9 protein-coding genes, 1 tRNA gene and 3 pseudogenes are annotated in these 12,322 nt (G+C 64.9%); 5 read left to right on the forward strand and 8 right to left on the reverse strand.

The window, feature by feature from the left end; genetic code table 11:
- A pseudogene (locus ATE64_RS21780) lies at positions 1–92 on the forward strand (IS5/IS1182 family transposase); the annotation flags it as partial.
- A gap of 16 nt (positions 93–108) precedes the next feature.
- On the opposite strand, the gene ATE64_RS17055 reads toward ATE64_RS21780, so the two are convergent.
- Positions 109–1,284 carry an acyl-CoA dehydrogenase family protein gene (locus ATE64_RS17055; protein ID WP_058457699.1) on the reverse strand — a complete coding sequence of 392 codons (1,176 nt, stop codon included), beginning with the start codon at positions 1,282–1,284 and terminating at the stop codon, positions 109–111.
- Between the two features lie 20 nt (positions 1,285–1,304).
- Positions 1,305–1,652, reverse strand: coding sequence for a hypothetical protein (locus tag ATE64_RS17060; RefSeq protein ID WP_058457698.1), 348 nt, complete (start codon positions 1,650–1,652; stop codon positions 1,305–1,307).
- Between ATE64_RS17060 and ATE64_RS17065 the strand changes: the two genes are divergently transcribed.
- Positions 1,651–2,922 carry a dipeptidase gene (locus tag ATE64_RS17065; protein ID WP_058457697.1) on the forward strand — a complete coding sequence of 424 codons (1,272 nt, stop codon included), beginning with the start codon at positions 1,651–1,653 and terminating at the stop codon, positions 2,920–2,922. The two genes, ATE64_RS17060 and ATE64_RS17065, sit on opposite strands and share 2 nt — an antisense overlap.
- A gap of 3 nt (positions 2,923–2,925) precedes the next feature.
- On the opposite strand, the gene ATE64_RS17070 is transcribed toward ATE64_RS17065, so the two are convergent.
- Both ATE64_RS17070 and ATE64_RS17075 read right to left on the reverse strand, forming a co-directional pair.
- Positions 2,926–3,333 (reverse strand): DoxX family protein, encoded by a 408-nt coding sequence (locus ATE64_RS17070; protein ID WP_231729154.1) that lies wholly within the window; start codon positions 3,331–3,333, stop codon positions 2,926–2,928.
- A complete protein-coding gene (locus ATE64_RS17075) occupies positions 3,330–4,622 on the reverse strand; it encodes an FAD-dependent oxidoreductase (protein ID WP_058457696.1) in 1,293 nt (430 codons plus the stop codon). The genes ATE64_RS17070 and ATE64_RS17075 overlap by 4 nt, the downstream gene beginning before the upstream one ends.
- A gap of 155 nt (positions 4,623–4,777) precedes the next feature.
- On the opposite strand from ATE64_RS17075, the gene ATE64_RS17080 reads away from it, so the two are divergent.
- The 3 genes and pseudogenes from ATE64_RS17080 (at position 4,778) to ATE64_RS21285 (ending at position 7,552) form a co-directional block, all read left to right on the forward strand.
- A tRNA-Gln gene (locus ATE64_RS17080) sits at positions 4,778–4,851 on the forward strand.
- 311 nt (positions 4,852–5,162) lie between these two features.
- Positions 5,163–5,393, forward strand: a pseudogene (locus ATE64_RS17085) (transposase); the annotation flags it as partial.
- A 92-nt stretch (positions 5,394–5,485) separates the two neighbouring features.
- Entirely contained in the window at positions 5,486–7,552 is a 2,067-nt protein-coding gene (locus ATE64_RS21285) for a glycoside hydrolase family 3 C-terminal domain-containing protein (RefSeq protein ID WP_082657508.1), read from the forward strand.
- Positions 7,553–8,017: 465 nt separating this feature from the next.
- Here the strand turns inward: ATE64_RS21285 and ATE64_RS22400 are convergent.
- The 4 genes and pseudogenes from ATE64_RS22400 to ATE64_RS17110 all read right to left on the reverse strand — a co-directional run.
- Positions 8,018–9,037 (reverse strand): annotated as a pseudogene (locus tag ATE64_RS22400) (ABC transporter permease); the annotation flags it as partial.
- A gap of 38 nt (positions 9,038–9,075) precedes the next feature.
- Positions 9,076–9,801, reverse strand: coding sequence for an ABC transporter ATP-binding protein (locus ATE64_RS17100; RefSeq protein WP_058456209.1), 726 nt, complete (start codon positions 9,799–9,801; stop codon positions 9,076–9,078).
- The gene (locus ATE64_RS17105) at positions 9,798–10,709 is read right to left on the reverse strand and encodes a ribose-phosphate diphosphokinase (RefSeq protein ID WP_058456210.1); all 912 of its coding nucleotides are present in this window, start codon (positions 10,707–10,709) and stop codon (positions 9,798–9,800) included. Before ATE64_RS17105 ends, ATE64_RS17100 begins: the two co-directional genes overlap by 4 nt.
- Positions 10,706–12,208 carry a thymidine phosphorylase family protein gene (locus ATE64_RS17110; RefSeq protein WP_058456211.1) on the reverse strand — a complete coding sequence of 501 codons (1,503 nt, stop codon included), beginning with the start codon at positions 12,206–12,208 and terminating at the stop codon, positions 10,706–10,708. The genes ATE64_RS17105 and ATE64_RS17110 overlap by 4 nt, the downstream gene beginning before the upstream one ends.
- Positions 12,209–12,322: the final 114 nt, after the last annotated feature.

The following is a 12,322-nucleotide window of genomic DNA, read 5'->3' on the forward strand; positions in this document are numbered from 1 at the left end:
ACTGGCGGCGCGTCGCCACGCGCTACGATCGGTGCCCGAAGGCCTTCTTCTCCGCCGTAGCCCTCGCCGCTACAGTCATCTTCTGGCTCTGATCAATGATTCCTGACCCTAGCGCTTCCCTCCGAACAATTGCCGCCCAGCCAAATCGAGCATGATTTCCTCGCTGCCGCCGCCGATCGCGTTGACGCGCACTTCGCGGTAGATGCGTTCGACCTTGCTGCCGGTGATGTAGGAGGCGCCGCCGAGAATCTGCGCCGCCTCGCGCGCGACGGCTTCGAGCATCCGCGTCGCCTGCACCTTTAGCATCGCGAAGTCGGCGGGGCGGTCCTTGCCCTCCTTGACCTGCCAGGCGCAAAGGTCGACCCATGCCTGCGTCGCCTCGATCTGGCGTTCCATGTCGGCGAGCTTGATGCGGATCGACTGGTGGCCGACGAGCGGACGCCCAAAGGTCTCGCGTTGCTGCGCCCATTCGGCGGCCTCGGCCATCGCGACGCGCGCCATCGCGCAGCAACCCATCGCCATGCCGAGGCGCTCGCTGTTGAAATTGCGCATGATGCCGATGAAGCCGCCATTCTCGGGACCGATCAGATTTTCGGCGGGGACGCGGACGTCGCTGAAGTGGATCGCGGCGGTGTCGCTGCAGCGCCAGCCCATCTTGTCGAGCCGCGTGCGCTCGACGCCGGGGCTCTCCATGTCGATCAGCAACAGCGAGATGCCCGCGGCGCCGGGGCCGCCGGTGCGCACGGCGCAGGTCAGCCAGTCGGCGCGCATGCCGCTGGTGATGAACATCTTGCCGCCGTTGACCAGGTAGGAGTCGCCGTCGCGCACCGCGGTCGTCTTGAGGTTCGCGACGTCGCTGCCGCCGCCCGCCTCGGTGATGCCGAGCGCGATGATCTTGTCGCCCGCGAGGACCGGAGGCGCGATACGCTGTTTCAGTTCGTCGGAACCGAGGGCAAGGATCGGGGGCAAGCCGATGCCGTGCGTCATCAGCGACGCGCCGAGTCCGCCCGCGCCCACTGCGGCGAGTTCCTCGGTTAGCACGAGACCGTGGAAATTGTCGAAGCCTTCCGAATGGCCGCCATATTGTTCGGGATAGCGCAGGCCGAGGATGCCCGCCTCGGCGGCTTTCCGGTGCAGGTCGCGCGGCAATTCGCCCGCGGCCTCCCAGCGGTCGATGTGCGGCGCGATCTCGCGCGCGACGAAACGGCGGACGCTTTGCGCCAGCGCGTCGTGGGTTTCGTCATAATAGGGCGAACGCGCGCGCCAGTCGTCGAAGGCCGTCATCGCGCGATGCTGCGCGGGGTTTACGCGAACGTCAAGGCAAGTCTGACCCGTGGGTGCGGCGCAGAAAAAATCGCACGCAAAGGCGCAAAGGTGCAAAGAAGAGAGAAAAAAGGGATCTCACACAAAGACACAAAGAGGGCGCTGGACGCCAGCAACCGCAGCGCCATAATCACGCGAAGCGCCTTTATGGCCGCCTGCGGCGACAAGCTGCCATCCGCGTGGGCGCGCGCCCTCTTTGTGTCTTTGTGTGAGATTTTATTTTCTTCGCGTATTTGCGCCTTTGCGTGAAACAAACCGCACGCCCTCGCGACCTCCCGCTCCGCCTCGGGCTTGCGCCGTCCGATCAACGCATTAGGGTCGCGCGCCATGAACAAAGCCCCCCTGCTTGTCGGCCTCGCCGCATTCGCCCTGATCTCCACTCCCACCATGGCGCAAAAGTCGCCCGAGGCGACCGCCGAAGCCGCGCTCAAAAAGGCGCCGGTGTTCGACGGCCATAATGACGTGCCCTGGGCGCTGCGCGGCCGCGCTGCCAACATGATCAATGATTTCGACTTCGTCGACACGACCGATACCGCGAAGCCCGACGCCGATCCGCCGGTGATCGCGATGCACACCGACCTTCGGCGCCTGCGCAAGGGCCATGTCGGGGCGCAATTCTGGTCGGTCTATGTGCCCGCGAACAGCAACGAGCAGCAGGCGGTGCAGCAAACGCTCGAACAGATCGACGTCACCAAACGGCTCGTCGCGCGCTACCCGAACGACCTTGCGCTCGCGGCCAATTCGGCCGAGCTTGAAAAGGCGATGAAGGCGGGCAAGATCGCCGGGATGATGGGGATGGAGGGCGGCCAGTCGATCGGCTCGTCACTCGCCGTGCTGCGCCAGATGTATGATCTCGGGGCGCGCTACATGACGCTGACGCACTCGAAGAACATCCCGTGGGCCGACAGCGCGACCGACGCGCCCGCGCTCGATGGCCTCAACGATTTCGGTCGGCAGGTCGTGCGCGAGATGAACCGCATCGGCATGATCGTCGACCTGAGCCATGTCAGCGAAGCCACGATGAAGGACGCGCTGGAGGTTGCGAAGGCGCCGGTGATGTTCAGCCATTCGGGGGTGCGCGCGGTGAACCCGCATCCGCGCAACGTCCCCGACAGTGTGCTGCCGCTCGTCAAGGCGAATGGCGGGATCGTGATGGTCGTCCTGCTGCCGAGCTTCCTCGACGCCGATGTCCGCGCGCAGGGGCTTGCGCGCACGGCCGAGGAGGCGCGGCTGAAGGCGCTCTATCCGGGCGATCCGGCGGCAGCGAAGGCCGCGTTGCAGGCATGGGATGCCGCAAACCCGGTGCCGAAGACCAATGTGCAGAAGGTCGCCGACCATATCGACCATATCAAGACGATGATCGGGGTCGATCATATCGGGCTCGGCGGCGATTATGACGGGATGGATTCGGCGCCGGTCGGGATGGAGGATGTGTCGGGATACCCCGCGCTGTTCACCGAGCTTGCGAAGCGTGGCTATTCGCAGGCCGATCTCGAAAAGATCGCCAGCGGCAACATGCTGCGCGTGCTGAAGGCGGTCGAGGCCTATGCGGCAAGCCAGAAAGGCCAGCCGCCGATCGAGACGCCGGTCGCGAAATAGAGGCTAGCGGCGGCGGAACGGCCAGTCGGTCGCGCCGCTCGCCCACAGCGCCCACCAGATGATTAGCGGCTGCAGCGCGAGGCGCGGGCCGTGGTACCACCAGCTCAGCGTCTCGCCATTGATCGCGACGTTCGCAAGCGCATGGTGAAAGTTCGCGGGCCAGACGCAGAGTGCATAGAGGGCGAGGCCCCAGCCCGCGGCCTTGCGCGTCTGCGGGACCATCAGCCCGAGTGCGCCCGCCAGCTCGGCAACGCCGGTCGCGGCGACGACGAATTGGGGCTGCGGTACCCACTCCGGCGTGATCGCAAGGAAGGGCGCGGGCGTCGCGAGATGGCGATAGCCCGCATAGCCATAGGCAAGCGCCAGCAGCCAACGCAGCAATGCGCGGATGCCGTCCCGGTCGGGGCTCACCGTCGGATTGCGGCGAGCATCGCCTCGACGCTGGTGAACTTCTCGCGCGGGTTGCCGTCGAGCGCGGCCGCGATTTCGGCCGCTTCGATCTTGCGCCAGTCGCGGAAGGTGACGGGCACGATATCGCGGCTCGCGAGCAGCGCGTCGAGCCCGGCGCGCCCCGCCTTGCCCGCGCCGCGCCCGATGTCCTCCAGCACCATTTCGGCGATGCGGGCACCGTCGGGCTTGTTCGTCCCGATCGTCCCCGACGGGCCGCGCCGGGCCCAGCCCACCGCATAGAGCCCGGAAAGCACCCGCCCCTCGTCGCTCGCGAAGCGGCCGCGGCCATGCTCATAGGGGACACCGGGGATCGGCGGGGTCTGATAGCCGATGCAGCTGATCACCAGCCCCGCGTCGATCGCATAGGTTTCGCCGGTGCCGTGGCTGCGCAGGTCGGCGTCGAGCGTCGTGCGTTCGACGATCACGCGCTCGACACGCCCGTCTCCCTCGATCCGGACGGGCATCGCAAAGAAATCGAACTCGATCGTCACCGGCTTTGCGACCGGGTTGGCCGCGAAGCTGCGGAGGTGTGTCACCGACTTGCGCATCCCGGGTTCGAGCATGGCGTCGTCGCCTTCGTCGGGAAGGTCGGCGGGGTCGACGCGCGGGCTGGCGCGTTCGAGATGGCCGAGTTCGCCAAGTTCCTTGGGGGTCATGGCGATCTGGTGCGGGCCGCGGCGCCCGAGGATGTGGATCTCGCGCACCGCGCTGTCGGAAAGCGCCGCGCGGGCGTGCGACACGATATCGCTGCCCGCGAACTCCTCCGGGGTCTTGGCAAGGATGCGGGCGACGTCGAGCGCGACATTGCCGTTGCCGACGACCACAACGCCAGGGGCATCGAGCGACGGATCGAGCTTCGCGAAATCGGGATGGCCGTTGTACCAGCCCACGAAGGCCGCGCTGCCGATCACCCCCGGCAGCGAGGCGCCGGGGATGTCGAGCGGACGGTCGTGTGGGGCGCCGGTCGCCAGCACCACGGCGTCATAGAGGCTCGTCAATTCATCGATGCTGACGTCGGTGCCGACCGAGACATGGCCGACGAAGCGGACGTTGTCGGTGAGCGCGACGCCTTCGTAGCGGCGCGACACCGCCTTGATCGACTGGTGATCGGGGGCGACGCCGGTGCGGATCAGGCCATAGGGAACGGGCAACCTGTCGATGACGTCGATCGCGATATCGTCGGCTTTCTGCAATGCTTCGGCGGTATAATATCCTGCCGGACCCGACCCGACGATCGCGACATGACGCATCAACCCACCTCCATGTGCGGGGTCTGCGCCAGGGCGCGGCCCCTCTTGTTATGGCGCGATGCTAGCGGCGAAATGCCGGAGGGCAAGCGGGCTGTTGCAAATCGACGCAGCGGCCTTGACAGGACGGCCACGCAATCATATTGCGCCCGCCTCGTTGCCCCGTCGTCTAATGGTAAGACTACGGATTCTGATTCCGTCTATTGAGGTTCGAATCCTCACGGGGCATCCAGAACCATGTCAGATTTCATCTGAAGCCGCTCATAATTTCTTAGATGAGCGATTCTCTCCTATCCCGTTGAGATTTACCCCGCAATTTTCAGATTTGCAGAGGTGTGGGGTAGATGGCAGATTTATGCCATTTAGGGAGCCCGGCGGAGACTGCATTCAGCGATTCAAGGTGCCAACCGTCGAGTTTCACCAATGCTATTCGCTCCATTTAAGACGATGGCCCGAGACGCATATGCCCGCGGTACCTAGGGTCAGGACCCATTGATTTGAGCAGGCCGCTGTGATTCAGGCTCACTGTGAGGAGCCTGACTGATGAGTGATTTGTATTGGCTGACTGACGAGCAGATGGCGCGTCTTCAGCCGTATTTTCCGAAGAGCCATGGCCGGGAGCGCGTCGATGACCGGCGGGTTTTGAGCGGCATCATCTTCGTCAATCGTAATGGGCTGAGGTGGCGGGATGCGCCGAGAGAATATGGCCCGGCAAAGACGCTCTACAATCGCTGGAAGCGGTGGAGCGACAAGGGCATCTTCATCCGCATGATGGAGGGCTTCCCGAGGATGCTATTCCCGCAGCGGGCTATGTTCCGGGTATTCCGCGCCTGAATATTCCGGCGCTCAAGGAGACGGATGCCGGGATGGGCGTCTCCTGGGCCGGCGGTATCAGAAAGGACGGCGCGACGGCATTGCCATCGGCAGTTGCGATGGCATCGAGCTGGAACACGGGCCTGATTGAACTTGGCGGCCGAATGATCGGCGGAGAAGCGCGCGCAAAGGGTTTCAACGTCCTCCTTGCCGGCGGCATGAACTTGGTCCGCGAGCCTCGAAATGGCCGGGTCTTCGAATATTTCGGCGAAGACCCTCTGCTCGCGGGCGAAATGGCAGGAGCATCGATACGCGGCGTTCAGTCGAATCACGTGATTTCGACGATGAAGCATTTCGCGTTGAACGCGCAGGAAACGGCTCGAGGGTTTATCGACGTCAGGATTTCGGAAGCCGCAGCCCGCGAGTCCGACCTGCTGTCATTTCAGATCGCCCTGGAGAAGGGGCGCCCGGGCGCCGTCATGTGCGCATATAACAAGGTGAACGGCCACTATGCCTGCGAAAACGACTGGCTCCTCAACAAGGTGCTCAAGCAGGACTGGGGCTTCAAAGGCTTTGTCATGTCGGACTGGGGCGGGGTTCACACAATGGATGCGGCGATCAATGGCCTTGATCAGCAATCCGGTTTCCAGCTCGACCCCAAATTATTCTTCGGCCCCGAACTTGCCGCAGCTGCGGCAAGCGAACCTCGGCTGGCCGCGCGGATCAAGGACATGAACCGGCGCGTGCTTTATGGCATTTATTCCAATGGGCTCGACCAGAACCCTCCGGTCGTCCAGCCCATCGACTTCGAGGCCAACGGAAAGATTGCCGAAGCAGTGGCGAAAGAAGGCATCGTCCTGCTCCACAACCGAGCAAATGCGTTGCCACTGGCCGCGACCGCCAAGAAGATCGCGGTCATCGGCGGTTATGCGGATAGCGGCGTGTTGTCGGGCGCGGGATCGTCGCAGGTGCAGAGCATCGAGGGGCCGGCGGTTGCGGTGCCCATTGGCGGGAGCGGACCATTCGCAGGCCTCTTTTCGCAGGCCTATCATCGTTCCGTTCCGCTCGAGGCGCTGAAGGCCCGGGCACCCGCAACCAAGTTCGTCTTTCGGGACGGCCGTTACATTACTGACGCGGTTGAAGCTGCGCGCGGAGCCGATGTCGCCATCGTCTTCGCCAATCAATGGCGCGGGGAAGGCTCCGACGTGCCCGACCTCAATCTTCCGCAAGGTCAGGATCAGCTGATCGAAGCCGTGGCGGCAGTGAACCCCAACACGATCGTCGTATTGCAAACCGGCGGCGCCGTCTTCATGCCTTGGCTTGAGAAAACTGCCGCGGTGGTCGAGGCCTGGTATCCCGGCGCAAGGGGTGGACCAGCGATCGCATCGGTCCTCTACGGAGACGTCAACCCGTCCGGCCGGCTCCCGGTGACATTCCCGGCCAGCGCGGAGCAGCTTCCCTTTCCCATTTTGCCGGGCAGCGACTGGGTCGAGCCCGATCTCATGGGACGGCAGGGGAAGGAACGCGGACTATCCGTCGACTATGATGTCGATGGATCGGATGTGGGATATAGGTGGTATAGCCGCAAAGGATATAAACCGCTTTTCCCGTTCGGATACGGGCTGAGCTACACGAAGTTTGCTCACACGGGGCTCCGGCTCTCCGGCAAGCAGACCGTGACGGCTACCTTCAATGTCAAGAATATCGGGGAAAAGTCCGGCGCTGACGTCGCGCAGCTTTATCTTGTCTCCGCCGCGGGGCAGAAAAAGTTGCGGTTGCTCGGCTGGAGTAAGGTGAATCTCGCTCCCGGCGCGTCCAAAACCGTGACGGTCACCGTCGACCCGCGACTTCTCGCCGACTGGAAAGAAGGCGGGTGGCAAATCGCCGGCGGGGCTTATGAGGTCGCTCTCGGAACATCTGCCGCCGATCTTGGACCCGTACAGACCGTGCAGCTGGCATCGCGGCGCTGGGGTCACCCCGAGCTGGTCGGCGAGCTGACGGCTCAGCATGAGGCCCGCGGGCGGGAGGGTGAGCTCGCGCCCGTCGCGGTCGATATGTGCCGAAAGCCGCGCGTCCGATGCGCTCGCTTCGATCGCCGTGCGCTCGGACCGGCTGCCTGATCGCAATTTCACGGGGAGGGCGCGCGTCGGCTCGACCCGCAGCACGCCGGGAATCTGGGCGAGCGCATGCATCGCGTCCGCACCGCGCGGTTCGATGAAAGTCACCGCGAGATCATATCGCTGTGCCCGGAAGAAATAGGAATCGAGCATGCTTCGGCTCGAATCGACAAACTGCATTGTCGCGAAGAGCAGGCCCATCGACAGCGCCACGCCGAAAACGGTCATCGCCGAACGCGCCGGCCAGCGGGCGATATGGCGCAGGATCATGTGGCCGATGACCGAAAGACCGGCGCGCTTGCCGAGGCGTTCGATCGGTCCGGCGCGATAGACAGGGGGCGGAGGCGGCGCCATCGCGACGGCAGGGCTGAGCCGGACGGCGGCGCGCATGCCCCCGAGCGCGCCCAGACCCGCCGACGCTGCCGCGAGCGCAGCCGCTCCGACGATGACTGCGGGGGAAATATGATATCGCAGAATCGGAAAGCGATAATATTCGGCATAGAGGCTCGTCATGCCGCGCCCCATCCAGGCGCCGGCCAGCGACCCGAGGATGGTAGCGATGAGCGCGATCGCGAGTGCGAATTTGAGATAGTGCCAGCCGATCGCCCGATCAGAGTAACCAAAAGCCTTTACAAGCCCGATCAGCGATCTCTCGGTCTGGATCATGCGTCCGAGCACGATATAGACGAGAAAGGTCGATACGATCAGGAACACCGGCGGGATGACCCGGGTCATCGCCTCGAGCTGCATCAGCTCATTGTCGAGGAAGGCGTGGCTTATATGATCGGCGCGGCCATAGGCGCCGGTGCCGCCGTACGGCGCGAGGAGCGCATCGACTCGCCGGATCACATCGGCTTCGGACGCGCCGCGCTCAAGGGTCAGCGCGAGGCGGGTAATCGCTCCGGTACGGTCGGTCGCCGCCTCCAGCGCCTTTTCACCCATCCAGAAAATACCGAACCGGCTGTTGTCGGGGATAAGGTCGCCGGGCGCGATCGAATAGATATAGTCCGGTGCCAACCCGATCCCGACGATGGTCAGCGGTTGCTTGCGACCATAGATGACCGCGTCGAGCCGGGCGCCGAGCGCGAGGCCATTGGCCGCGACGAACGCCTCGTCGGCCACGACCTCGCCGGGACGGGCGGCATCGGGGAGCCGACCGGCACGCAACGTCAGCCGGTTGAGCAGGGACCGTTCCGTCGTGCTTAGCGAATTGACGAGCGCGCGCGCCGGAGCGCGCCCTTCGGGAAGATCGAGCGTCGCATATTGGCGTATCGAACCTTCGACGCGCCGGACGCCGGGAATTTCAGCAACGCGCGCGGTGATACTGCGCGGCGCGCGGGTCATGTCGGCGAAAATATCGGCAAACGCGCTTTCGGCATAATAGGCATCACGCGTGTCGGTGAGCGAGCGATGGACGCCGAGCGACAGAATGAAGGTCGCGCTCGCAGCCGCGAGGACGAGGGCGATCGCCAGTACCTGGCCACGCATGCGCCACAAGTCGCGCGCGAGTTTGAGGTCGAGCGCCTTCACCACGAAACTCCGGAAGGATCGATCGGCGCGGCATTGACCTCGACGCGCGCGATGCGCCCGTCGAGAAAATGGAAGACGCGGTGCGCCATCGCCGCGATGCCGATATTGTGCGTGATGAGGACCACGGTGGTACCGAGCGTCCGGTTCGCCTCGGCAAGCGTCTCAAGAACCCGGATGCCCGTGCGGCTGTCGAGGGCGCCGGTCGGCTCGTCGCAGAGCAGCACGCCCGGCCGCTTGGCGATTGCCCGGGCGACGGCAACGCGCTGCTGCTCGCCGCCCGACAGTTGCGCCGGATAATGGTCGCTGCGATCGGCGAGGCCGACCATCTCCAGTGCCTCGGCGGCATTCATCGGACGCTCGGCGATGTCCGTGACGAGGCGCACATTCTCTTCTGCAGTCAGGCTGGGAATCAGATTGTAGAACTGGAAAATGAAACCGACGTCCGCGCGCCGGAACCGGGTCAATTCCCGATCGTCCATCGCGGTGAGGTCGAGGTCGCGATAAAGCAGTGTCCCCGAGGACGGGCGGTCGAGCCCGCCGATGATGTTGAGCAGCGTCGATTTGCCGCTGCCCGAAGGGCCGAGGAGGACAAGAATCTCGCCGGCGGGAATGACGAGGTCCACGCCGCGGAGCGCTTGGACTTCGGTCTCGCCGGTCCGGTAAATCTTGGCAAGACCCGAGCAGCGGAACGCTGGCGCACCATCGGAAACCGCGCCGTTCATCGCGCGCCGCCCGTCCGGCCCAGCGCGCGAATCGCATCGCCCAGCACGCCCGCGAGCGGGATCGTCGCCACCGGTCCGGGCACCGAATCGCTGGCACGGATGCGGTCGATGCCCGCGCCTTGCAGCCGCGCGAGATCGGCGGCATCGGCGAGACAATGGGTCACGACGGCTTCGACGCGGGTCGCGCCTGCCGCATGGAGCATCGCGGCACAGCCGACGAGTGTCGACCCGCTCGACACAAGATCATCGACGATGATTGCCGGGCGGCCGCGCACCCGCTCGATGCCGGGCAGGGCGACCGCGACATCGCGGTCGCCGCTGCGGCACTTTTCCCCGATCAACATCTCCGCACTCAGCGGATCGGCGATGTCCCTGACCCATGACAGGGATTCCCGGTCAGGGCCGATCAATATATTCGCGGGTTCGAAGTCATGGCGCAGGGCGGTAACGAGCGCGGGCGCCGCCCGGATCGCGATGGCGACGATGCCCGGGGCGATATCGCCGAGCGAGCCGGTGCGGTGGAGATGGGGGTCAACCGTTACAAGTCCATCGAAATGGTCGGCGATGAGCCCGCCGATGACGCGCTGGCTGACCGCCTCGCCGGGTCGGAAGGCAATATCCTGCCGCATATAGCCGAGATAGGGCGCGAGCAGCATGACGCGCTGCGCACCGTTGCCGCGCAGCGCGGCAACAGCGAGAAGCAGCTCGACCAGCTTTGCATTCGGATCGTTCAGCGAGCGAAAGATAATCGCCGTTTCGACCGCAGCTGCGTCGGCTTGAATGCGAACCAGGCTTTCGCCGTCCGGGAATTTCCGGCACTCGATCCGGTGGAGAGGCAAGGCGAGTTCCCGGGCCAGCGCTTGTGCCTGTATCTCGTTGTCCGCGAAGGCGAAGATCGCCGTGGTCATGGTGCAACCGTATAGGCCGGCGAGGCTTCTGCGAGTTCGCGCGCGAAGGTGAGGCCGGCCGGCGATTCGGCGTAGATACGATAGAGGATATCGCCCTGGCAGACCCGATCGCCGATCTTTCGCAACAGGTCGATTCCGGCGCCCTTGTCCATCGGCGCGCCCGCGGCGCGCGCGATGCGGGAAATGAGGTGGCAGTCGATCGCAGCGACCGACCCGCGATGGCTGGCAGGAACATCGTGATGGAGGGCGCCGGCCTCGATGGCGATGGCGCGCCGTCCCTGCGCGTCGATGATCCTTTCCATGGCCGCCAGCGCTTCTCCCGAATTCAGAAGAGCGCGGGCACGGGCCAGGCCGGCACCGCCTTTCAGCGATGGATCGAATTCGAGTACGCGCCCCGCGAGCATGAGAGCGCGGTCGCGCAGATCCGTTGGCGCGGCTGGATCTCGCCGAAGCACCGCCATTACGTCGCGGGCCTCAAGGACCGGTCCGACCCCACGCCCCACCGGCTGCGCCCCGTCGGTGAACACCACGTCGAGCGTGAGGCCGAGCTTTCCGCCCACATATTCGAAGAGCTTGCGCAGCCGGATGGCTTCGGCTTGCGAGCGCACCTTGGCGCTCGGTCCGACCGGAATGTCGATGAGCAGGTGGGTCGATCCCGCCGCGAGCTTCTTCGAGAGGATCGAGGCGACCATCTGGTCGAACGTATCGATGCGCAGCGGGCGTTCGACCGAAATCAAGATGTCATCCGCGGGCGACAGGTTGACGCGTCCGCCCCAGGCGAGCGCGGCGTGCTCGCGTTCGACGACCGAGGTCAGCTGTTCGGCAGACAGATCGACCGAGGCCAGCACTTCCATCGTGTCGGCCGTACCGCAGGGCGAGGTGATTGCGCGCGACGATGTCTTCGGCATGGCGAGGCCGTGCGCGGCAACGATCGGCACAACGATCATCGATGTGCGATTGCCCGGGATGCCGCCGATGCAATGCTTGTCGACGATCGGACCGGGCGGCCAGTGAAGTCGGCTACCGGCATCCGCCATCGCGCGGGTCAGGGCAAGCGTCTCCTCGGTGGTCATGAATCCCGCACAGCCGACGAGGAAGGCTCCGATTTCCATCGGCGAATAGCGATAGGCAGCGATGTCGCGGATGATCTCCGCGATCTCGGCGTCGTCCAGCGTGTCGCCATCGATCTTGCGGCGGACGAACTCGAGACTGTGCGGCGGCGGAGCCTGGCGGACGCCAACTTCGCGCCCCTCCGGCAGACCGAGACGCCGGAAAGCCTGTTCGCCAAGCCCGATTTCGCCCGGCGCCAGCAGGCCCTCGCCATCGACGATCGCCAGCGTGGCAAGGATCGACTTCTTTCCGTCGCCGATGGCGACCTTGCGCATCGCCTGGAATTGCTCGGGCGCGAAGTCGCCGCCACCGCGCAGCAGGAAGGCCGTGTTTTCCGGATAAGTGTCGATGGGAAGGCCGCGAATCTTGAATCCATGTCCCTTCGGCACGCGATCGCCAACTGTGTGGGCGGTGGCGGCCGGAGTCAAAAGGGTACGAGTCGCGGCTTTCATGGCCCGGATTTAGCAGGCGGGTCGGGAGCCCCTTATCAGGACTGTTACGTA

This window comes from Sphingopyxis sp. H073 (assembly GCF_001468395.1).
Lineage (GTDB): Bacteria > Pseudomonadota > Alphaproteobacteria > Sphingomonadales > Sphingomonadaceae > Sphingopyxis.

Excerpts from the sequence above, each read along its gene's own strand:
- ATE64_RS17105 (WP_058456210.1), bottom strand. The coding sequence starts at position 10,709 with ATGACCACGGCGATCTTCGCCTTCGCGGACAACGAGATACAGGCACAA.
- ATE64_RS21285 (WP_082657508.1), top strand. The coding sequence starts at position 5,486 with ATGGGCGTCTCCTGGGCCGGCGGTATCAGAAAGGACGGCGCGACGGCA.
- ATE64_RS17055 (WP_058457699.1), bottom strand. The coding sequence starts at position 1,284 with ATGACGGCCTTCGACGACTGGCGCGCGCGTTCGCCCTATTATGACGAA.
- ATE64_RS17100 (WP_058456209.1), bottom strand. The coding sequence starts at position 9,801 with ATGAACGGCGCGGTTTCCGATGGTGCGCCAGCGTTCCGCTGCTCGGGT.
- ATE64_RS17060 (WP_058457698.1), bottom strand. The coding sequence starts at position 1,652 with ATGGCGCGCGACCCTAATGCGTTGATCGGACGGCGCAAGCCCGAGGCG.
- ATE64_RS17075 (WP_058457696.1), bottom strand. The coding sequence starts at position 4,622 with ATGCGTCATGTCGCGATCGTCGGGTCGGGTCCGGCAGGATATTATACC.
- ATE64_RS17065 (WP_058457697.1), top strand. The coding sequence starts at position 1,651 with ATGAACAAAGCCCCCCTGCTTGTCGGCCTCGCCGCATTCGCCCTGATC.